We start from the raw sequence: 22,817 nt of genomic DNA on the forward strand, positions 1-22,817 counted from the left end.
CCGAAGGACGTGAAATATGATGCTGCTGCGGCGCGATGTGGTTCTGCTGATCTTCATACTCTTGACGGTTTCTCTGCTGCAGGTCCTGGCGACAACACAGCAAGAAGCGAGTTCTCAAGCGCGCGTGGAGCGGTTTTCACCTCAAGGTGAAGTTCGCCAGATTCGTCAGGTCAGGGCCGTTTTCACGCAGCCCATGGTGCCTTTCGGAGATCCCCAGGCGCACAAGGAACCCTTCTCAATCGAGTGTCCGGTGGCTGGCTCGGCGCGCTGGGAAGACACCCGCAACTGGATCTATGACTTCGAACGCGATCTGGAAGCAGGCATCCGCTGCCGCTTTACTCTCCGTACCGGCCTCGAGACGCTGGATGGCCAAGCCCTGGCGGGACAGCGGGATTTTTCTTTCTCCACCGGCGGGCCCGCCGTCCTCGCTTCCGACCCTTATGAAGGTCACACCAACATCGCCGAAGACCAGGCCTTTGTGCTGGAACTAAGCGGCGATCCCGACTTGCAGACCGTGCTGGAAAGAGCCGCTTTCCTGGTGGAAGGCGTGGGAGAGAGGGTGGGCGTGCGGCTGATCGAAGGGGAAGAGCGAAAATCCCTGCTGGAGGCCAACTGGCGCTTTCGCGACTCGCTGGAAAGTCCTCGAGTCGTGGTGCTGCAAGCCCTCCAGACCTTTCCGGCCGAGAAGCAGGTGACTTTGCTGTGGGACGAGGGGATCGAGTCGGCCAACGGCGTGCCCACCAGTCAGCCGCAGACGCTGGTCTTTAGATCCCGAGTCGACTTCATGGCCAATCTCAGTTGTTTGCGCGAAAATGCCCGCCAGAATTGCATTCCTATCGAGAACATACGGCTCAACTTCACGGCTCCGGTGGAATGGGAATCGGCCTCCAAGATCGAACTCCGAGGACCTTCCGGCCAGCTCTGGGAGGCTCAGCGCGACAACAACATCAACCTGGTTGACGGGGTGATCTTCGAGGCTCCCTTTCCGCCCGAAACCGACCTCACCCTGCACCTTCCGTCGGGACTGCGCGACGACGCCGGACGCGCGTTGGTCAACGCCTCCCGCTTTCCTCTCACCGTCCCCGTGGACGCCTACCCTCCCCTGGCCAAGTTCGCGGCCGACTTCGGCATTCTGGAGTGGAAGGCCGATCCGGTCCTGCCGGTGACCTTGCGCCGGGTGGAGAGCGAGCTTCCGGGACTGCGCAGCCAGCCGGCCCTGCCGGGACGCACCTTGCGCATCGAACCGGGCCGCGCCCAGAACCTGCTGCACTGGCTGACCAAGCTGCAGGAAAACGAGTGGGAATCGCGCAAGCACTCGGTCTTCGAGTCCGACGACGACACGCAAACGATCAGCGTTCCCAAGCCCAACCCGTCCGAGGACTTCGAGGTGGTGGGCATACCGCTGCCCGACCCCGGCCTTTACATCGTAGAACTGAAAAGCGAGATCTTGGGAGAGCGGCTGCTGGATCGCCCGGGCCCGATGTATGTGCGCTCTACGGCCCTGGTGACCGACCTGTCCGTCCACTTCAAGCAAGGACGCGAGAACTGGATGGCGTGGGTAACGTCTCTCTCCCAAGCCAATCCCGTGGCCCAGGCGGCCGTCAGCGTATGGGACTGCCGGGGACGCCGGCTGGCCGAAGGACTCACCGACGCCCGCGGACTTATTTTCTTTGACGACCCACCCGCCCAGATCCCCCGCTGCGGCTACCGCCAATACCAAAACGGACTGCTGGTGACCGCATCCACCGGCGAAGACATGAGCTTCGTCCACACCTCCTGGAACGAAGGCATCGAGCCCTGGCGCTACGGACTGCCCACCAGTTGGCGCGCCGAAGAGCCGCTGAGCGCCCACACCGTATTCGCCCGCACCCTGCTGCGCGCGGGCGAGACGCTGCACATGAAGCACCTGCTGCGAAAGCGCACCATGAACGCCTTCGAGCCCGCCCGCGAACGGCCCGCGGGCCTGCTCTTGCGCCACAGTGGAAGCGGCAAGGAATATCAACTCCCGCTCACCTGGAGCGAGGACGGAAGCGCCCTCAACGAGTGGGAGATCCCCCGTGACGCTCTGCTGGGCTTCTATCAGGCCAGCCTCATCGAGAAACTGGGCAAGGAGACGGGCAAGCAGTGGCCCAGCGGCACTTTCAGAGTCGAGGACTACCGCGTGCCCTTAGCGACCGCCGATATCCGTCCCCCCGATGGGCCGCTGGTCAGTCCGCGAACGCTGGAATTCGACCTCAACGTCCGCTATCTGGCCGGCGGAGGCGCCGCCGATCTGCCGGTCAAGTTCCGCTACCAGTTGAACCGGCGCGGCGTCAACTTCGAGCGCTTCGACGGCTTCAACTTCGCCGCCGGCCCCGCCCAGGGTGAAGACATGTACTCCCCGGACGGCGCTGGATGGTCGCAGTTGCAGAGCCGGGAGGCCACTCTGGACGCCCAAGGGGGAGCCCGCATCCTGCTGGAGGACGTCCCCGACTTCAACTATCCGGCCCAATTGCGCAGCGAGATGGAGTTCCGCGACCCGGCCGGAGAAACGCAGACTGTCTCCTCTTCCCTGCCCCTTTGGCCCACGCCTTCCCTGGTTGGGTTGAAAGCGGACGGATGGCGGGCCGAGCCTGAGGACGTGCGCTTCCAGGTGGCCGCGGCCGATGTACAGGGGCGTCCGCAGCAGGACGTCCAGGTGCGGGTCGACCTCTATCAGAGGGTCACCTATTCGGTGCGCAAGCGGCTGGTGGGCGGATTCTACGCATTCGAGCACCACAACGAAGTCAACCTGGTGGAGCGCGACGTGTGCAGCGGATCCACCGACTTGCTGGGACGCCTGCCCTGCCGCATCTCGGCATCCTTCTCGGGCAGCGCACTGCTGGAAGCTCATCTGTCCACGCCTCAAGGCGAGTCGGTGACTCACATCTCCCTCTGGCTGGCCGGCGAGGACGACTGGTGGTTCGAAGCCTCGGACAACGACCGCATCGACCTCATCCCCGAGCAGGTCAGCTACGAACCGGGCCAGACAGCCCGGCTTCACGCCCGCACTCCCTTCCGCAACTCGACCGCGTTGGTGACCCTGGAACGCGAGGGCGTGCTGCAGGCCTGGGTGCGTCCGCTGTGGGCCGGCGATCCGGTCATCGAAGTGCCCATGTGCGAGACCTGCGCCCCCAACGTCTTTGTCTCGGCGCTGTTGCTGCGTCCGCGGGTGGGCAACGTCCAGCCTACGGCCCTCATCGACCTGGGCAAGCCCTCCTACCGGCTGGGCATCGCCGAGATCAAGGTGGGATGGAAGCGCCACCGGCTGGACGTTTCGGTGCGTCCTGAAAATGAAGTCTACCGGGTGCGCGAGAAAGTGCCGGTTGAAATCGAAGTCCGCCAGGCTGACGGATCGCCGCCTCCCGCGGGCAGCGAAATCGCCGTGGCGGCCGTCGACGAAGGGCTGCTGGAATTGCAGCCCAACACCAGTTGGGACCTGCTCTCCGCCATGATGGGAAGGCGCAACTACGAAGTCTCCACCGCCACCGCCCAAATGCAGGTGGTGGGCAAGCGCCACTACGGACTCAAGGCCCTGCCTCCGGGCGGCGGCGGCGGACGCAACCTGACCCGCGAACTCTTCGACACCCTGCTCTTCTGGCAGGGACGCGTCAAGCTCGACAAAGAAGGCCGGGCCCGCGTCACCATCCCCCTCAACGACTCGCTCACCTCCTTCCGCATCGCCGCCGTCGCCAACGACCGGCTGCAGCGATTCGGCTGGGGATCGGCTACGGTGCGCGCCACCCAGGACCTGATGCTTTTCTCGGGACTGCCGCCGGTAGTCCGAGAGGGCGACCTGCTGAGAGCCGAGTTCACCGTCCGCAACGCTTCTGAGCGTCCTCTCGTGGTCGACCTCGAGCTGCAGATCGACCATCCCGACCTGGAGCAGCCCCAAGCCCAAACCGCCCAGTTGCAGCCAGGCCAGTCCAAGGTCGTGGAATGGGAACTGAGCGTCCCCGCGGGCATCAGCAAGCTGCAATACCTGCTCATGGCCTCTTCGGCGGACGTTTCCGATTCCCTCAAGGTGGAGCAGGAAGTCGCCGCCGCCGTTCCCGTGCGCGTCTACCAGTCGACTTTGCGGCGCGCCGACCAGCCCATCCGCCTCAGTGCCGCGCCTCCCGAGAGGGCTTTGCCCAACCGGGGCGGGGTCGAGGTCAGGCTCAGTCCGACCCTGCTGGACGGCTTGGACGGGGTGCGCGAGTACATGCAGCAATACCCTTACACCTGCTTTGAGCAAAAGCTCTCCCAGGCCGTGGCACTGCGCGACGAGGACGCCTACCAGCGGCTCATGCTCCAGCTCCCCGTTTACATGGACGGCGACGGACTGCTGCGCTACTTCCCCGGTTCCTGGCCGGGAAGCGACGTCCTCACCTCTTATTTCGTGGCCATCAGCTCGGAAGCCGGATGGGACATCCCGGAGCCGCACCGCGATCGCATTTTCGAGGCCTTGAGGGGCTTCATCGAAGGACGCATCATTCGCGGCACCGGACTCCCCACCGCCGACCTCTCCATCCGCAAGCTGGCCGCCGTGGCCGCGCTGTCCCGCCACCAGCAAGCCCAGGCCAACCTGCTCGATTCCATTTCCGTCGAACCCAACCTGTGGCCCACTTCGGCCCTGCTCGACTGGATCGAGGTGCTGCGCCGCGTCCCCGATGTGAAAGACATCGAGCCGCGCCTGGGCCAAGCTCTTCAGATCCTCAACTCGCGCGTCGACTTCCGCGGGACTTCGCTGGGATTCTCGACGGAGCAGCGCGACCGCCTGTGGTGGCTGATGATCAGTCCCGACCTCAACGCGGCCCGCACCCTTCTGACCATGCTGCAGTCGCAGGACACCTCGCAGTGGGACGAGGACATGGGACGGCTGGTCCTCGGAGTGCTGCAACGCCGCCGGCGGGGACACTGGGACACCACTCCCGCCAACGCTTGGGGTGTGCTGGCGGTGGAGCGCTTCGCGGCTCTCTTCGAGTCCGAGCCGGTGGGCGGGCAAAGCCGCGTCAACCTCGACGGCCTGGCCCAGACCATCGACTGGAGCACGCTGGTCAGCAGCGCTCCGGCAGCAACCACTCCCTTCCAGGAGACGGAGTCGGACATCGTCCTCAGTCAGGGATGGGGCGCCGACAAATCGCCGTCGCCTTTGCAGGTCGATCACAGCGGCGGACGTCCGCCCTGGGTCACCTTCACCAGCCGCGCCGCCATTCCCCTTCAAGAGCCCGACTTCGCCGGCTTCCGAGTCTCCAAGACGGTCACGCCCGTGGACGTCAAACAAGAGGGCGTCTACTCGCGGGGCGACGTCGTACGCGTGCGCCTGGAAATCGAGGCCCAAAGCGACCGCACCTGGGTGGTAGTGGAAGATCCCATTCCGGCCGGTTCGCTGGTGCTGGGCGGCGGACTGGGCCGAGATTCCGCCCTGCTCACGCAGGACGAACGCGATCAGGGACGCTATTGGAAGGCTTTCGAAGAGCGCTCTTTCCGCCATTTCCGCAGCTACTACGGCTACTTTCCCAAGGGCTCCATCACCCTGGAATACACCCTGCGGCTCAACCAGGCCGGCACCTTCAAACTCCCCGCCACCCGCGTGGAGGCCATGTACAGTCCCGAAATGTACGGCGAAAACCCCAACGCCGAATGGACGATCAGGCCTTAGAAGGCCAACGACCAAGTCCCATTTCCCAGGTTCCAAAGGTTCCAAGTTATGCCTCTGCCCAGTGGCAAGGCGAGTCGGCCATTCTCGCACTGTTTAAGTTTAAGCGTTATCTTCCATTTTTCCTCCACTAAGTCTGAAGTCGTCCGGGCCGCTGACCGATAAAGAAAAAACAGCATTGAGCAAGTTTGTTGATTTCGTAGAGGAGAAAGATTTGCCTGCCACCCGATATCATGAACCGCCGGAAATCAGTGCCGAGTACCTGCGCATGGCTCTGCCCCTGATCGCCCGTCACGGGGTGCCCTGCAATCCGGTCAATTACGCCGTCTGGTACGAGTATGTGGCTGATAGCTGCCGTGAACTGAAGGCCGAGATCGACAGCCTGGCGGAGCGCGGCCAGTCATTGACCAACGAGATCTGCCACGGACTCTACCGCAAGTACCTCTCCGATCCCGACTCCGAGGTCCTGCGGCGTCTGCAGGAGGAGTTGAAGCGGGTCTTGGGAGACGTCCACGGCTCGATGCTTGAGGCTGGACAGCAGGCCGACCGCCTCGACGAGTCTCTGCGCGACTACGGGGACCGCCTGGAAAGCGCCCCCGACGCCGCCGGACTGCGCGAGATCGTGGGCGGCATACTCGGCCGCGTGGAGATGATGAAGCAGTCCAACGGCACTTTGCGCCGCCGCCTGGAGGACAGCGCCCGCGAAGTCGATACCCTGCGCAAAGAACTGCGCAAGACCCGCCACGAAGCCTACACCGACCCCCTCACCGGACTGCCCAACCGCAAAGCTTTCGACCAGACTCTGAAGGACGCCATGCGGGGCGCCTTGGAAAAGGAGCGGTCCCTGGGACTGATCCTCATCGACATCGATCACTTCAAGCGCTTCAACGACACCTACGGTCACCTGCTGGGCGACAAAGTCCTCAAGCAGGTGGGCACGGTGCTGCGCCAGTCCACCAAGGGCAAGGACACTCCGGCCCGCTATGGCGGGGAAGAATTCGCCATCGTGCTGCCCGACACCCCTTTGCAGGGTGCCTGCGCTCTGGCTGAGAGCATCCGTCTGGCCGTCGAAGCCGGAAGGGTGCGCCGGATCGAAAGCGGAGAGACGGTGGGACGCGTGACCGTTTCGGCCGGAGTGGCCTGCTGGAAGCCGGGCGAAAAGCACTCCGACTTTTTCGGACGCGCCGATGCCGCTCTCTATCAGTCCAAACAGAGCGGACGCAATCAGGTCACCAGCGAAGCCGAACTGGCCCGCGTTTGACGCGGCCCCCCGGCGTTTCGGGAACCAACCTTCTCAGGCAAGCGTATTGAAACGTGCAAAGGCTAGACCGAATCGAAGGAGCAAAATGGCCGTCGCACAAGCCCATAAAACCTCGCCGCAGGATTCCGGAACGGAAAAGAAGTCTCAGGCGGAAACCAACGAGCAGGACAAGTGGCCTTCCTACACCATGGTGGAGGACCGCTTCAAGAAGGTTTACTTTCAGTTCTACCGCGAGACTTACCGCAAGACCCGCGTCGACCGCAAGACCAAGGAACTGATCGCCATCGCCGCTTCCCTGGGCTACAAGTGCAGCGGCTGCCTCAAGGGGCATATCAAGAAGGCCATCGAATACGGCGCCAGCAAGGAAGAAATCAGCGAGGCCATCGCCATCACCATGGGCGTGGCAGCCGCTTCAGTCGTCGACCAAACCGACATCGCCGCCGAAAACCTGCAACTCCTCCACTTTGAGTAGTTTATGCTCCATAGCTTTGGCGACGGAGGTGCGGCCTTTCCCGGCGTGGGCTAACCGGTCGCTTGCTCCACCGCTTGCGAAGCGTTGCGGATGAACTCCTCCACCTCGCGGTTGATGTGCATGGAGCAGAACTTGGGTCCGCACATCGAGCAAAACTCCGCGCTCTTGAAGAAGTCCTGGGGAAGGGTCTCGTCGTGCATGGCCCGAGCCGTCTCCGGGTCCATCGAGAGTTCGAACTGGCGGTTCCAGTCGAAGTTGTAGCGGGCCCTCGACAACTCGTCGTCCCAGGCCCGGGCGCCGGGACGCTTGCGCGCCACGTCGGCGGCATGGGCCGCGATCTTGTAGGCCATCAGTCCCTGCTTGACGTCCTCGGCGTCGGGCAGCCCCAGGTGCTCCTTGGGCGTCACGTAGCAAAGCATGGCGGCTCCGGCGTATCCCGCCATGGTGGCCCCGATGCAGGAGGTGATGTGGTCATAGCCGGGCGCCACGTCGGTGACCAGCGGACCCAGCACGTAAAAGGGCGCGTCATGGCAGATCTCGCGCTCTTTTTCCACGTTCATCTGGATCTGGTCAAAGGGCACGTGGCCGGGACCTTCGATCATCACCTGGACGTCCTGCTGCCACGCTTTGCGGGTCAGTTGGCCCAGCGTCTCCAGCTCGGCGAACTGTGCGCGGTCGCTGGCGTCGGCCAGGCATCCGGGACGCAGCCCGTCGCCCAGAGACAGGGTGACGTCGTAGCGCTTGCAGATCTGCAGCAATTCTTCGAAGTGGGTGTAGAGCGGATTCTGGCGGCGGTGATGCACCATCCATTGGGCCATCAGGCTGCCCCCGCGGCTGACGATTCCGGTGATGCGTCCTGCCACCAGCGGCAGATGCTCGAGCAAAATTCCGCAGTGCACCGTCATGTAGTCGACACCCTGCTCAGCCTGCATCTCGATGACCTCGAGCAGGTCCCGAGGAGTCAGGTCGGTAGGTTCCTTGACGCGTTGAATGGCCTGGTAGATGGGGACGGTGCCGATGGGGACGGGGGAGTGGTCGATGACCGCCTGGCGGATGGCGTTGATATTGCCGCCCGTGGACAGGTCCATCACCGTGTCGGCTCCGTACTTGACCGACACCTGAAGCTTCTCGACCTCTTGATCGATGTTGGAGACGACGGCCGAATTGCCGATATTGGCGTTGACCTTGCACTTGAGGTTAATGCCGATTCCCATCGGCTCCAGGTTGCCGTGCTTGATGTTGGCGGGGATGATGGCCCGTCCCCGCGCCACCTCGTGGCGTACTGTTTCAGGATCAAGCCCCTCGCGCCGGGCCACGTAGTGCATTTCTTCCGTGATCCGCCCCTGGCGGGCAAAGTGCATTTGCGTGACGTTGTCTCCCTTGCGTTCTCTCACCCAACTGCTTCTCATATTGGCTTCACTTTCTGCTTACTGCTCAACAAATCGGACCTCGAAGAGCGCAGGCCACAGCTTTCCGGTCAGATAGAAGGAGTCGTTTTCCGAATCGTATGCGATGCCGTTGAGCACGTCGGCATCACGGGATTCTTCTGCCCTGAGCAAGCCTAGCGCGTCCACCTGACCGACCACCCTTCCCCGGTCGGGATCTATCTTGAGGATGACGTTGCGCTGCCACACGTTTGCGTACACGTATTCGTCGACGCATTCGAGCTCGTTGAGGCTGCGCACGGGAAGTTCGCCCAGCAACACCTCCACCACTTCTTCGACCTCGAAGGTAGCGGAGTCGCGGAAGGTCAAACGGTGGGAACCGTCGCTCATGATGAAGCGGCGGCCGTCGTGGCACAATCCCCATCCCTCGCCCCGGTAGCTGAGGCGACGCAGGGGCCGCAAGGACTGGAGGTCGAAGATGAGTGCGGTTTCTTCCTGCCAGGTCAGCATCCACAGTTCGGAGCCGACCCGTGCCAGACCTTCGCCGAAAAGATCGCTCTCCACCCGCCTCACGGCCTCGACGCGGCCGTCGCCGGGATTAATCCTGCGCAGCGAGGACTCGCCGTAGCGTCCCGTGCTTTCGTAGAGCTTGCCCTGGTGCCAAAGCAGCCCCTGAGTAAAGGCCTTGGGATCGTGGGGAATACGGCGCAGCACCTGCAAACGATACTGGCGCGGGGGACCGTTGGCCGACCCCTGAAAAAATCCGTTCCACAGCAGCCATGCCAGCACCGCTAGGCCGGCTAAGCCCAACAGCCCCGTCCAGGGGCCAAGCGGAAAGCGGCTGGACTGGCGGGATTGAGGTGGGCGGCCTGTGAGGGACCCGCCGCTGCTCTTCTTGCGGCTCATAGTCGCCGGAGAGGGAAAACCAAAGCCTTTAAAAAACCTAAGGACGGATGGCCGGAAGACTTCCCTGGACGTATTGAGCCGGCCCAGGGAAGAAGGACCGGCCTTTACTTGGCGTGAGAGTTCTTACGGATTTGGTGCCGACGCTTGCGGCGCAGCTTTCCACGGCGCTTTCTCTTCTTCTTCAGTACGCTGCCCATATTCTGCTCCTTTCTCAATCGTTTTAGTTGCCGACCCATTGTAGCGTACTGCCCCGCCACCTTGTAGGCGGCACTGGCAGAGCCCCGCCGGAGGGACGCGAAACGGCCCTATGAACGTGTTATAGTTCCTGCGTCCGCAGGCGCTTCGAGCCGGTTTGCCGATCTGCTCGAACTGTCTGGCCAAGGATCTTGTTCTTAACCATTAGGAAGAGCACCCATTGAATTTACGCAAGACAGCCCTCCACTCGCTGCACCAGCAACTAGGCGGCCGCATGGTAGAGTTCGCCGGCTGGTCGATGCCCGTGCAGTACGCCGGCACCTTGAAGGAACATCAAGCCGTCCGTCAATCGGTGGGGATTTTCGACGTCTCCCACATGGGTGAGATCGAAATAACCGGTCCTGAAGCGCTGCAGGCCGCCCAGCGGCTCACCTGCAACGACTTGACGCGCATCGAGGACGGCCAGGCCCAGTATTCGGCCTTCCTCACCCCCGAGGGGACTTTCGTCGACGACATCGTGGTCTACCGCTTCAGTACCCGGCGCATCTTCATCTGCGTCAACGCCGCCAACCGGGACAAGGACTTCAAATGGGTGTCGGAGCACCTGAGCGGCGAGGCTGAGGCCAGCGACGTGGGCGATTTCTACAGTCAATTCGCCATCCAGGGCCCGCGCTCGGAGGACGTCCTGCAGCGTCTCACCGCCAGCGACCTGTCGGCCATCCGCTACTACCGCTTCCAGGTCGGGCAGGTGGACGGCGTGGACGCGATCATCTCACGCACCGGCTATACCGGCGAGGCAGGCTTCGAGATCTATCTCGATCCGCGCCACTCCGAGCAGGTCTTCCGCGCCCTGCTGAAGGCGGGAGAGGGAGAAGACATCCAACCGGCCGGACTGGCCGCCCGCAACACTTTGCGGCTGGAGGTCTGTTTTCCCCTCTACGGCAACGACATCGATTCCACTACCACGCCCCTGGAAGCCGGCCTGGGGTGGATCGCCAAGCTTGAGAGCGATGACTTCATCGGACGCGAAGCACTGCGGCGCCAGAAGGAAGAGGGCCTCGAGCGCAAGCTCATCGCTTTCGAAATGGTGGATCGCGGCATCGCCCGCGACGGATATCCGGTCATCCTCGAAGGGCAGGAGGTGGGCCGCGTCCGCAGCGGCAGCTACGGGCCCACGGTGGAGAAGAACATCGGCCTGACCTATCTGCCCCTGGAGGCCGCCCAAGAGGGCCGCAGTTTCGAAATCGAAATCCGGGGGCGCCGGGCGGCGGCCAAAGTCGTGGCCAAGCCTTTCTACAAAAAAGACTGAAGACAGCCAAGAAAAGATTTGAAGCGCGGCGCCCGATGCCCTTATCCTGTGGGCGTCGCAACGGGCCGATTTAAAGGGACCAACGCTGAACTGAAAACAACGACGGAGGATTCGGATTATGGACGTGCCCAACGAGCTTTCCTACACCAAGGATCACGAGTGGCTGCTGGTGGATGGAGACATCGGAACCATCGGCATCACCGACTACGCCCAAAGCGAACTGGGTGACGTTGTTTATGTTGAGTTGCCTGAAGAAAGCTCCGATTTCTCCCAGGGCGACGCCTTCGGGTCCCTGGAATCGGTCAAGGCCGTTTCCGAAATCTTTATGCCCGTCGACGGGGAAGTCGTCGAGATCAATGAAGATCTGGAAGATTCTCCTGAACTGGTCAACGATGACCCCTACAACAACGGCTGGCTGGTCAGAATCCGCCTGGCCGACCCCGATCAAGTGGACGAGTTGATGAGCGCCGAGGAGTACGAGCAGTACGTCAAGGAAGAATCCCAGTAGACTTCGTCCAGCTCCCCAGCCGGCAAGCCTAAAGCATCGATTCCGGCAACCGATAAGGAGGTCGTAAGACTTTCTGCGGAGGATTCGATGAAAGTACTGACGGTAGATGACAGCCGGACCATCCGTCTGCTGGTGAAGCGCTACTTGCAGCCGCTCGACCTCGACGTCATCGAGGCGGCCGATGGCCAGCAAGGCTTCGAAACGGCCAAGCGCGAACGACCCGACCTCATCATCCTGGACGTCACCATGCCCATCATGGACGGCCAGGAATGCCTGCGGCAGATCCGCTCCGATCCTCAGACTGAAAAGATCCCCGTGCTCATGCTGACCGCCGAATCGCGCAGAGAGATGGTGGTCTCGCTGATCCAGATGGGTATCAGCGACTACATCGTCAAGCCCTTCAATCAGGAACTCCTGATGGAGAAGGTCTCCACGGCCCTGGGCCTGTCGGATGAGGAGGACGATGAGGGCCAAGGCCAACCTGAAGAAGACGGAAAACCCAAGGTCCTGGTGCTGGACGACAAAGAAAACGTCCTCGAAGCCGCTCGCCGCTATCTCTCCGACGATGCCACCGTCATAACTTCCTCCCAACCCTACGAGGCGGTGGAACTGGCCGGCAAGTATGTTCCCCAGGTGCTGCTCCTCGACTTGGTCATCCCAGGCCAGAACGTCTTCGAGATCTTCAGCATGATGCGGGCCGACGAGGGACTCAAAAAGTCGCGTTTCGTGGCCATGGCCATCCGCACCATGCGGGACGAAATGGGGCGGGCCCGCCGCGCCGGCTTTCATGACATGCTCATCAAGCCCTTCGACGAGCGTTCCATCCGCACCTGCGTCAAGGCCAACCTGGCCGGCTCTCAAGAACTGCTCACTTATGAAGGCGACTACGCGGCCTTCCACTTCCCTCCTCTCTCCGAGCACTCCATTTCGGCCGCCGCCTTCGCCCAGCAGGCCTTGCGCAAGGCCGAAGAGGCCATGCAGGACATCGCAGACAGCGGCTACGAGAGGCTGCTGCTGGACATGTCGGAAGCCACCCAAACCGACATGTCGGTGGTTTCCTGCGTCAGTTCCATCCAGAAATCGGCCGGCGATCTGGGAATCCGCCTCAGCATCATGGTTCCCGATCCCTCCCTGGCCCGCATGCTGCGGCAGTTCTCCGAAACCAGCAGCACTCCAGTGTTTTCCACCATGGAGGAGGCTGTCCAGGGATTCCCCGTGGCTTCCTGAGGCCATCGGGGCCCTCAATCTGCGGTAGAGTAGGCCCATGACGACTCGCCGATTCCGCGCCCCACGATGGCTGGTCAGTATGCAGTGCAGCTTCACCTGGGACGACCCTCAATTCGAAGCCCGTCCTCAGGAAGGCCTGCTCGCCGAACTTTCTGCCGAGGGGGCATTCGTCATCGCCGAGTCGATACCCGAGGCCGGCACCAAACTGGTCTTCACCTTCCAGACTGAGAAAAACCCGGAAGAATTCGAGTTCCTGGCCAAGGTGGTGCACTCGGGATGGTATCGGCTGCCCGATCAGGAGGAGCCGGTTCAGGGATTCGGACTCCATTTCAGCTCTTCCTCAGCGGAAACCAGCAGACGGCTGCGGCGTCTGCTGGAAGATGAAATCTCCCAAAACTCGAAGTTCGCCCGCGAGAAACTACGCATGCGCAATAAGCGGCTTCCTTCCGAAGCCGAGATGCAGCAGCGGGCCCTGCGCTACAAGACCTTCTTCGAGGAATCGTCGCTGCCCATGTACATCGCCGACCGTCAGGGCTCGGTGCTTCATTTCAACCTGGCAGCCCAGCAACTGCTCGGCTATTCCCTCGACGAATCCCTCGAGCTGACCGACCAAGACCTCATGACGGCGCCTTCCCTGAAGCGTCTGCGACGCTCTTTGGAAGGCGGAAAGTCAGGCGAGTTGCAGGTCAAGATGCTGCGCAGCGACGGCATCCCCGTCCACTGCCTCCTCTTTTCAACCCTCCGTCTGGCCGGAGACGGAAGTGCCCTCGGCTACAGCGCGGTGGCCGTCGACCGGCGCCGCCAATCCCAGCTCGAGCCGCTTCAGGCCAGGGCCGCCAGCCTCAGCCAACTGGGCAAAATGGGGCGACGCGTGTCCACCGAGATCAACGAAAGCCTGAGTACCGTGCTGGCGGCCGGCGAGGCGGCCCTGAAAGCGCTTTCAAACCAAGACGGCGAAGAGGCCCAGGATCGCTTGAAACAAGTTCTCGGTGCGGCCCATTCGGCCATGGATCTGGCCGGACGCCTCCACCTGACTTGCGGCGATGCCCCCAAGCGCCTGCAATACGTCGAAGATTCGCGCACCATGCTGGAGGAGCTGTTGGAAGAGTTGAAGAAGGAGCTGCCTGCGGGCTCCCCATACTCGCTGGAGGCGCGGCTGGAGGGCCGCAGTCCGCTTCGGGCCAATCCGTCGCTGCTGCTGCGTGCTCTGCAGGAGCTGGTCGACAATTCCTGCCAGGCCATGCCCTCGGGCGGAGTGATCGAGATTGCTTCCCGCGATCTGGCCCTCAACGAGGACCGCTTGGGCAACGCCCTTATCATTCCCTCAGGAAGCTACCTGCTGGTTTCGGTAGCCGACGAAGGCGGAGCGTTCTCGGTAAAACCCGCCGGAGACGCCTTGCTGCCCTTCGTCGGCTCCAGCAATTCCCGAGCCGGGTTGGGCTTGACTGTGGCCTGGGGAATCGTCTCCGCCCAGCGGGGCTTCATGGACATTCACAGCGGCCACGACGGCTCCCGCGTCGATCTCTACCTTCCCTCCCGCGACCTCTGAGCGCTTCCACCTCAGGCCGTCATTTCAACGACATGCTTCCGCCCGGCGCCAAGGGCTTGTCGCAGTCCGCTGTCGAATACAAGGACTCTATATTCTTTCCGCTATGGCATGCATCTTGCTTGCGTAGGAGTCAGGGCCGAGGAGCCGGCGGAATCCGCATGGAGCCTGCGGTCGTGAAGGGCCGGACGCCTGAAGCTCAGGGCCTTTGCTGCCGATGAGGAAAGAAATGTCTGAGGAACGCCAGAAGCAAAAAGAGCAGGACCTGCATGACGAAGAGGACCGTCTGTGGGCCGAGGCCCTCCAGGCTGAGCCGCTTGCACCAGCAAACCCTTCCCCGCAAGAGGACCCGCCGGAGGCCGGAGCGCCGCCGCAACCTGCAGTCCAGGCTCTTCCGCAGGACGTCGATGCCGACTTGATGGAGGAGTTCATCGCCGAAAGCGGAGAAGCCATCGATGCGGCCGAGGCCGCCTTGCTCGACCTTGAAGGCAATCCCGACGACATGGAAGGCATCAACACCGTCTTCCGTTCCTTTCACACCATTAAGGGAACTTCGGCATTCCTGGGTTTGGACCGCGTGTCCCGTCTGGCCCATCTGGCCGAGAATCTCTTCCAGCGCATCCGCGAGCGCCGAATCGAGTGCGCTGGAGGATTCGCCGACTTGGCCCTTCGCAGCGTGGATGTGCTGGGCGAACTCCTTAAGGCGGTAAAGGCCGGACTGGAGAGCGGTCAGCCCGTCGAGTTGCCTTCCGACTTCGCCCGGGTCTGCCGCATTCTGGAAGATCCGGAGGGCAACGGAATCACCGCCGACGGCGAGGCCGAGCCTGCTGCTCCGGTGAGCCACCGCCTGGGCGACATCCTGGTCTCCCGAGGGGCCGTCACGCGGGAAGTAGTGGAAGAGGTCGAAGCCACCCGCGGAGACGAGCCGCTGGGAATGGCCCTGGTGCGTTCCCGCAAGGTGAAGGCTTCCGACGTGGCCCAGGCGCTGCGGTCGCAGAAGCAGGCCAATTCGCAGAAATCCTCGCTGCGGGTGCGTACCGACCGTCTCGACCGCCTCATCGACATGATTGGAGAGCTGGTGATCGCTCAGTCCATGGTGGCCCAGGACCGCTTGCTGCTCAATCAGCGCAATTACTCCCTGGCGCGCAAGGTCAACCACGCCGGCAAAATCATCCGCGAGTTGCAAGATCTCAGCCTTTCCATGCGCATGGTCCCGCTTAGGCCCACTTTTCAGAAGATGACGCGCCTGGTGCGCGATCTGGCGCGCAAGGAGGGCAAGCAGATCGAGTTCATCACCATGGGTGAGGACACCGAGATCGATCGAAACATGGTCGACGTCATCGGAGATCCCCTGGTCCACATGGTACGCAACGCTTGCGGCCACGGTCTCGAGTCCCCGCGGGAGAGGCAGGAGGCCGGCAAGTCGCGCGCGGGAAGCCTGTGGCTCTCGGCCCGCCAGTCCGGCGGCAACGTGGTGGTGGAACTGCGCGACGACGGACGCGGACTGGACCGCGGGAAGATCATCGAAAAGGCCGTCCAGAAAGGACTCATCGAATCCGGCCAGGATCTTTCCGACCGCGAGGCTTTCGAGCTTGTCTTCGCCGCGGGCTTCTCCACCGCCGAGGAGATCACCGACGTCTCGGGACGCGGGGTGGGGATGGATGTCGTGCGGCGCAACGTCGAATCCCTTCATGGACGCGTCCAGGTAGCTTCAGAGCGGGGCCGAGGCGCCACATTCACCATGGTGCTGCCGCTCACGCTGGCCATCGCCGACGGCATGTTGGTTCAGGTGGGAGAGGAGCGCTTCATCATTCCCGCCATCGACATTCACATAAGCTTCCGCCCGGAGAAAGCGGCCCTTTCGACTGTTTCAGGACGCGGCGAGATGGTTATGTTGCGCCGGGAATTGTTGCCCCTTTACCGCCTCAACCGCCTCTTCAAGATACCCGGAGCCAGCCGCAACCCCACCCAGGCCATTTTGGTCGTGGTGGGTGAAGGAGAGCGCCGCTGCGCTCTCATGGTCGACGACCTGCTGGGACAGCAGCAAGTGGTCGCCAAGTCGCTGGGAGGCGGCATCGACCCGGTCCCCGGGGTGTCTGGAGGCGCCATCCTGGGCGATGGCCGCGTGGGCCTGATCATCGATACCGAAGAACTCGTGGAGATGGCTCAAAACCTGCCCAGCTCGGGCGGAACGGAGGCACGTTCGGCCGCCTGAGGGCTGGAGCGGAGGGAGAAGTAGACATGACTGAAAAAGCCCAAAACGGAAATCATTCAAGCAACGCTTCACCGGGCGGGAAATTCCTGACCTTCTTTCTGAGCGATGAGGAATATGGACTGGAGATTCTCAAAGTACACGAAATCATCGGCGTCGTACCCATTACTCCCGTGCCCAGGACGCCCGAGCACGTTCGGGGCGTGATCAATCTGCGAGGCAAAGTCATCCCCGTCGTCGACTTGCGCCGAAAATTCGGCCTGCCCGCCCAGGACGACGGCCGGCAGACCTGCATCATCGTTATCGAGTCCCAGCGAGGGAAAACGGGGGTCGTGGTGGACAGGGTCTCGGAAGTGGTTGAGATTGAGGCAAATCAGATCGATCAAGCGCCCTCCTTCGGCTCGGATATCGCCACAGACTACATCCTGGGAGTCGGCAGGCCGGACGGCGAGGTCAAGCTATTGCTCGACATCGAGAAAGCTCTTTCCGCCCCAGACGTGCGCCGCCCGATGGCTCGAAACGGATCATCAGGAGACGAGAGTCATGTTTAATTTCTGGAAAAGACGAACCCACGAACGAGCCACCTACGGGCGCGAGGTCAAGCGCCTCATAGAAGCCTACAAAGACGGGAAGCTCAGCGAGCGTGGAAACCTGGAGATTCTGGGCGAGGCCTACCGTCCCATGATGGAGGGTCTCCAGGAACTGGTAGAAGCCATCGTCGATCCGGTCAGCGAAGCCATCGAGGTGCTGGAAATGGTGGCCGAGGGCGACCTCAGCCGGCGCATGCGCGGGGACTACAAAGGCGATCACGCCCGCATGAAGAAAGCCCTCAACTCGGCGCTGCAGTCGCTGGACGACGGCATGAGCCAAGTCAACCAGGCCTCCATGCAGGTGGCCTCGGCTTCGGAGGAGATTTCCAGCGGCAGCCAGTCGTTGGCTCAGGGCGCTTCCCAGCAGGCCTCGACCCTGCAGGAGATTGCAGCCAACCTGCAGGAAATCGCCTCGATGACCAAGCAAAACGCCGCCAACGCTCACGAAGCCACCGGACTCTCCCAAGACGCCTGCGCCACCACCCGGCAAGGCGTGGAGAGCATGGGCAAGCTCTCCGCAGCCGTAGAGCGGATCAAGTCGTCCGCCGACGAAACCGCCAAGATCGTCAAGACCATAGACGAGATCGCCTTTCAGACCAACCTTCTGGCCCTCAACGCCGCCGTAGAAGCGGCTCGGGCCGGAGATGCCGGACGCGGTTTCGCGGTGGTCGCCGAAGAGGTGCGCAATCTGGCCATACGCTCAGCCGATGCGGCCAAGAATACTTCGGCCCTGATCGAGGATTCGGTGAGCAGCGCCGACGACGGCGTCAAGATGAACGAAGAAGTCCTCAAGGCGCTGGACGAAATCGACCAGAAAGTGCAGAAAGTGTCCGAGATGATGAGCGAGATCGCCACCGCTTCCGAACAGCAGGAAGAAGGGATCGGTCAGGTCAACCAGGCGGCGGAGCAAATCAATCAGGTGACGCAGCAGACGGCCGCCAATTCGCAGCAATCGGCGGCTACAGCAGAGGAGCTCAACAGCCAGGCCGAGGAACTGCTCAGTCTGGTGCGCCAGTTCAGGCTCAGCCAGAGCCGGCTCAACGGCTCAGGACGGTCCGAGAGGCCGCCTCTGCACGGCAAGCGTGGCCACGACACCTCCCGCCGAAGCAGTTGCGGCAACGGACGGAGCGGCCGGCAACCCTCGGAAGCCGAGAGGCTGATTCCCTTCAGCGACTCTGATTCTGAGGCGCTGCTGGAAGACTTCTAACCATGGCACCACCTCAACATCGACCTGCACGGTCCAGCACCGTAAAAGGCTCTGTCGAAGAGCGGCCGCTCTCGGGCGGAGTCCGGGCCAGTGCGCACTCGCTGCAATTGAGCCCCGAACAGTTCAAGAAGCTCAGCCGGTTCGTCTACCGGCTGACCGGCATCGACCTGAAATCCGGCAAGGAAGAACTTGTCAAGACCCGTCTCAACAAGCGCATCGGGCAGTTGGGACTGAACAGTTTCGACGACTACCTGCAATACGTCCAGCAGATCGGAAACGAGGGCGAACTGACCTCGATGCTGGACGCCCTGACGACCAACAAGACCAGTTTTTTCCGCGAAGAAGAGCATTTCCGCTTTCTGCGTCAGGTGATCTTGCCTTGCCTGCAGAACCGTCGCACGGTACGCATGTGGAGCGCGGGATGCTCGTCGGGAGAGGAACCCCTCAGCATCGCCATGCTGTTGCGCGAGCACTTTTCCGACTTTGAAGAGCGCGACATCCGGCTGCTGGCCACCGACCTCTCCACTCAGGCGCTGGCCCGGGCTCGCCGGGGATGTTTTGCGGAGCAAACCGTCTCCACCATTCCGACGGCCATGCTGAGTCGCTATTTTCAGCGTGAAAAAGCGGCTTTCGGAGACGTCTTCCGGGCCAGCCCCGCCATCCTTGACATGGTGGCCTTCGCGCGGCTCAACCTGGTCAGCCGCTGGCCCATGAAGGGGCCCTTCCAGGTCATCTTCTGCCGCAACGTCATGATCTATTTCGACAAGCCCGCCCGGCAGCGGCTGGTGCGCCGTTTCGCTGAACTGCTGCAGGCGGGAGGATACCTCCTGATCGGCCATTCCGAGAGCCTGACCGGACTCTCTCACCCTTACCGCTTCGTCCAGCCCGCCGTCTATCGCAAACCCGCTTCAGGCGGCGAGAGGTAGGAGCAGGGACATGAAGCGAATCGTGGGCATCGCCGAGATGTATGTCGGAGGGGACGAAGGCGAGGAACTCATCACCTACGCTCTCGGCAGTTGCCTGGGAATCGCCGTCTACGATCCCGAGGCCAAGGTGGGAGGCTTGCTTCACGTCATGCTGCCCCTCTCCAACATCGACCCCGAAAAGGCGGCGCAGCGGCCCTACATGTTCGTCGACACCGGCATTCCCCAGCTCTTTAAGGAATGCTACAAGCTGGGCGCCGAGAAGAACCGCATGGTCGTCAAGGTGGCCGGCGGGGCCAATCTGCAGGGCGGCCGAGATCAGTTCCAGATCGGCAAGCGCAACTACGCCATCCTGCGCAAGTTGCTGTGGAAGAATCAGGTGCCGATCAAGGCCCAGGACGTGGGGGGGACCTGTTCCCGCACCATGAGTCTGAGATTGTCTGACGGAGCCGTTTCCATACGCTCCAACGGCGCCACCAACCAACTCTAAAATGCCGCGCATGGACGGGCTGTCCCTCCTGGCCAAGTTGATGAAGCACGCTTTCCCTCTCTTGAACCGGCATCGTGTCTTTCGGCAGCAAGTAATAGCCATTGCAACTTCACTGCGCTACAATGCGGACACTCAGCGAACGGAGATGTCACGTCCCAGGTCGTCAGCGGGAGCCTCGAATTGAAGGAACTGTCCAAGGAGCAACTTTTTGAAGCCGTAGAGGGGATATTTGACTCGATGTTGGGATTGCAGGTCGAGAGCGCTTGGGTGGCCGCTGCGGCGGCGCCAGGGGTGAAGGTCACCTCCAGCGTTTCCCTGACCGGAGATTGGAACGGGTCCATTCTGTTGGAGTGCTCGGGAGATATGGCCTGCACCTTGGCCGGCATCCTGCTGATGACGGAATGTTCGCAGGTGGACGAAAACGTCAAGGACGTGTTGGGAGAAATCACCAACATGATTGCGGGTAACGTCTCCCGCAAACTGCACGGGTCTACTTCGCTTTCATTGCCCAGCGTCGTCTCCGGATCTCACTACACGGTCGACGTCCTAAAGGGCGAGAAAGTGGTTGAGCTTCCCCTCTTCTGTCGCGATCGCATGTTGCTGGTTTCGCTGATTCGCGCGGCTACTAACTGACGGCAGCCTCATAGCGCCGAGAACATTGGGCCTTCACCGCGGTCACCGAGACTTGATTCGTGTGTGAACTTGTTGGCCACCTGGTGGCACTAGGCGGCGGGCCGGCAATGAGGCATTATCGATGGTGGCGGCACCGGAGGCGTTCCGGGGCCTTTGAATGGAAACGACGGAGGGGGGATCCGTATGCGTCAGGCAGGTTTTGTCAGCTTTTTTCTTGTTCTTCTTCTGAGTCCGGTGGTGCAGGGGCAAGAGTCCGCGCCTTTCACTCTGGAACAGATCATGAGCGCTCCCTTCCCTGCGGGCATGCAGGCCTCTCCCGACGGAAAGCGGGTGGCCTGGGTCTTCAACGAGCAAGGCGCCCGCAACGTCTGGGTGGCCGAGGCGCCTGACTGGCAGGGCCGCCGCCTCACCGAGTGGACTCAGGACGACGGCACCACACTTTCCAGCCTCTCCTGGACGCCCGACTCCTCCAAGGTGATCTTCGTACGGGGGGACGGGCCCAACCGCTTCGGCGAGTTGCCCAATCCCACCCACAATCCGGCCGGGGTGGAACAGGCCGTTTGGATGGCCGACCTCGAGAGCGGATCGGTTGAGAGGCTTGCCGAGGGTTCTTCGCCACTGGTTTCGCCCCGGGGCGACGGTCTCATCTTCAGGGCCGGCGGCGGACTCCAATGGCTGGATTTGCAGACTCCCCCCGAGGGAGAGGAGCGCGAGCCCAAGCCTTTGCTTAAGGCCCGGGGCGGACTCTCCTGGCTCAGTTTTTCCCCCGACGGCGCACACCTGGCGCTGGTCAGCCGCAGAGGACCCACCGGTTATGTCGGCATCTACAGCTTGGAGGAGAAATCGCTGCGCTTCCCCGATGCCAGCGTGGACGGCGACTTTTCCCCCGTGTTTTCTCCCGACGGCCGCCAGGTGGCGTTTATCCGGATTCCCGTCACCGGCGAGCACTTTGCCTTCAAGCCGCGCCGAAGCGGCCATCCCTGGTCGATTCGGGTGGTCGATCTGGAAAGCGGTCAGGCCCGCCAGGTGTGGAGGGCCGAGGAAGGGCGCGGCAGCGTTTTCCGCAACATCGTCGCTTCTTCCCAGCTCTTCTGGAGCAAGGACGGATACCTGGTTTTCCCCTGGGAAAAGGATGGATGGACTCACCTCTGGGCCGTTCCCGCCCGGGGTGGGTCGGCCCGCCTGCTGACTCCCGGCCAGTTCGAGGTGGAACAGGTGGAATTGGGACGCGACGGTTCTTCGCTGATCTACTCCTCGAACCAGGGCGACATCGACCGGCGTCACCTGTGGCGGGTGGATGCGGCCGGAGGCGCCCCCCGGCAGCTCACTTCGGGCGCCTCCAACGAGTGGGCCCCCACTCCGCTGGCCGAGGGACGCTTGGCCTTGATCCAGTCCACCGGCAAGCATCCGGCCCATCCGGCTCTTTTGGAAGAGGGACAGGTGCGTCCGCTGGCAGCGGACAGCCTGCCCGACGACTTCCCGCTGCAACACCTGGTGGAGCCCCGCCAGGTGGTCTTCAGCGGGGCTGACGGCCTTCCCATTCATGGGCAGCTCTTCCTCCCGCCTCAGCGGGAGGACGGGGAGAAACATCCAGCCATGCTCTATTTCCACGGCGGCTCCCGACGTCAGATGCTGCTGGGATGGCATTACAGCAACTACTATCACAACTGCTACGCCTTCAATCAGTACCTGGCCTCGCAGGGCTACGTGGTCATGAGCGTCAACTACCGCAGTGGAATCGGCTACGGCATGGAATTCAGGGAGGCTGAAAACTACGGAGCCACCGGGGCCAGCGAATTCAACGACGTGCTGGGGGCCGGACTCTACCTGCGCGGACGCGAGGACGTGGACGGCCAGCGCATCGGACTGTGGGGCGGTTCCTACGGGGGATACCTGACGGCCCTGGGACTGGCCCGTGCTTCCCATCTCTTCGCCGCGGGAGTCGACGTGCACGGCGTCCACGACTGGAACGTGGTCATCCAGAACTTTATCCGCGAATATGAACCGCTGGAGTATCCGGAGGCCGCCCGCCTGGCCTTCGAGTCCTCGCCCATGGCGTCCATCGAAAGCTGGCGTTCGCCGGTATTGCTCATCCACGGCGACGACGACCGCAACGTGCCTTTCAGCGAATCGGTCGACCTGGTGGAAAGCCTGCGCAAGCAGGGCGTCGAATTCGAGCAACTCGTCTTCCCCGACGAAGTCCACGGCTTTCTGCGCTACGAATCCTGGCTAACCGCCTTCCGCCGCTCCGCCCAATTTCTCGACAAGCACCTGAAAAACGCCGAAATGTCCCC

Annotated in this window: 16 protein-coding genes; 14 read left to right on the forward strand and 2 right to left on the reverse strand. The window is 62.4% G+C overall.

Annotated features, from left to right (window positions below; translation table 11 throughout):
* The first annotated feature begins 16 nt into the window (after positions 1 to 16).
* The 3 genes from VLU25_04455 (at position 17) to VLU25_04465 (ending at position 7,392) form a co-directional block, all read left to right on the forward strand.
* Entirely contained in the window at positions 17 to 5,662 is a 5,646-nt protein-coding gene (locus VLU25_04455) for an MG2 domain-containing protein (GenBank protein ID HSR67169.1), read from the forward strand.
* A gap of 175 nt (positions 5,663 to 5,837) precedes the next feature.
* A complete protein-coding gene (locus tag VLU25_04460; GenBank protein HSR67170.1) occupies positions 5,838 to 6,920 on the forward strand; it encodes a diguanylate cyclase in 1,083 nt (360 codons plus the stop codon).
* A gap of 85 nt (positions 6,921 to 7,005) precedes the next feature.
* A complete protein-coding gene (locus VLU25_04465) occupies positions 7,006 to 7,392 on the forward strand; it encodes a carboxymuconolactone decarboxylase family protein (GenBank protein HSR67171.1) in 387 nt (128 codons plus the stop codon).
* A gap of 50 nt (positions 7,393 to 7,442) precedes the next feature.
* Here VLU25_04465 and thiC read toward each other — a convergent pair whose 3' ends face one another.
* A complete protein-coding gene (thiC, locus tag VLU25_04470) occupies positions 7,443 to 8,801 on the reverse strand; it encodes a phosphomethylpyrimidine synthase ThiC (protein HSR67172.1) in 1,359 nt (452 codons plus the stop codon).
* An 18-nt stretch (positions 8,802 to 8,819) separates the two neighbouring features.
* On the reverse strand, positions 8,820 to 9,683 hold the full coding sequence (locus VLU25_04475; protein ID HSR67173.1) for a glutaminyl-peptide cyclotransferase: 864 nt from the start codon (positions 9,681 to 9,683) through the stop codon (positions 8,820 to 8,822).
* A gap of 415 nt (positions 9,684 to 10,098) precedes the next feature.
* Between VLU25_04475 and gcvT the strand changes: the two genes are divergently transcribed.
* The 11 genes from gcvT to VLU25_04530 all read left to right on the forward strand — a co-directional run.
* Entirely contained in the window at positions 10,099 to 11,187 is a 1,089-nt protein-coding gene (gcvT, locus tag VLU25_04480; protein HSR67174.1) for a glycine cleavage system aminomethyltransferase GcvT, read from the forward strand.
* Between the two features lie 118 nt (positions 11,188 to 11,305).
* Complete coding sequence (gene gcvH, locus VLU25_04485; protein HSR67175.1) at positions 11,306 to 11,695, forward strand: glycine cleavage system protein GcvH; 390 nt, start codon at positions 11,306 to 11,308, stop codon at positions 11,693 to 11,695.
* 87 nt (positions 11,696 to 11,782) lie between these two features.
* Positions 11,783 to 12,922, forward strand: a complete 1,140-nt coding sequence (locus VLU25_04490; protein HSR67176.1) for a response regulator — start codon at positions 11,783 to 11,785, stop codon at positions 12,920 to 12,922.
* A gap of 37 nt (positions 12,923 to 12,959) precedes the next feature.
* Positions 12,960 to 14,471: a PAS domain S-box protein gene (locus VLU25_04495; protein ID HSR67177.1), complete on the forward strand. Its 1,512-nt coding sequence runs from the start codon at positions 12,960 to 12,962 to the stop codon at positions 14,469 to 14,471.
* Positions 14,472 to 14,697: 226 nt separating this feature from the next.
* On the forward strand, positions 14,698 to 16,683 hold the full coding sequence (locus tag VLU25_04500) for a chemotaxis protein CheA (GenBank protein HSR67178.1): 1,986 nt from the start codon (positions 14,698 to 14,700) through the stop codon (positions 16,681 to 16,683).
* Positions 16,684 to 16,709: 26 nt separating this feature from the next.
* A complete protein-coding gene (locus VLU25_04505) occupies positions 16,710 to 17,231 on the forward strand; it encodes a chemotaxis protein CheW (GenBank protein ID HSR67179.1) in 522 nt (173 codons plus the stop codon).
* Entirely contained in the window at positions 17,224 to 18,477 is a 1,254-nt protein-coding gene (locus tag VLU25_04510) for a methyl-accepting chemotaxis protein (GenBank protein HSR67180.1), read from the forward strand. Before VLU25_04505 ends, VLU25_04510 begins: the two co-directional genes overlap by 8 nt.
* A gap of 2 nt (positions 18,478 to 18,479) precedes the next feature.
* The gene (locus VLU25_04515; GenBank protein ID HSR67181.1) at positions 18,480 to 19,403 is read left to right on the forward strand and encodes a protein-glutamate O-methyltransferase CheR; all 924 of its coding nucleotides are present in this window, start codon (positions 18,480 to 18,482) and stop codon (positions 19,401 to 19,403) included.
* Positions 19,404 to 19,413: 10 nt separating this feature from the next.
* Entirely contained in the window at positions 19,414 to 19,890 is a 477-nt protein-coding gene (locus tag VLU25_04520; GenBank protein HSR67182.1) for a chemotaxis protein CheD, read from the forward strand.
* Between the two features lie 237 nt (positions 19,891 to 20,127).
* A complete protein-coding gene (locus VLU25_04525; protein HSR67183.1) occupies positions 20,128 to 20,523 on the forward strand; it encodes a chemotaxis protein CheX in 396 nt (131 codons plus the stop codon).
* 183 nt (positions 20,524 to 20,706) lie between these two features.
* On the forward strand, positions 20,707 to 22,817 hold a 2,111-nt coding region (locus VLU25_04530; protein ID HSR67184.1), incomplete at its 3' end, for a prolyl oligopeptidase family serine peptidase.

The organism is Acidobacteriota bacterium (genome assembly GCA_035471785.1).
Taxonomy (GTDB): Bacteria; Acidobacteriota; UBA6911; order RPQK01; family DATIPO01; genus JANQFM01.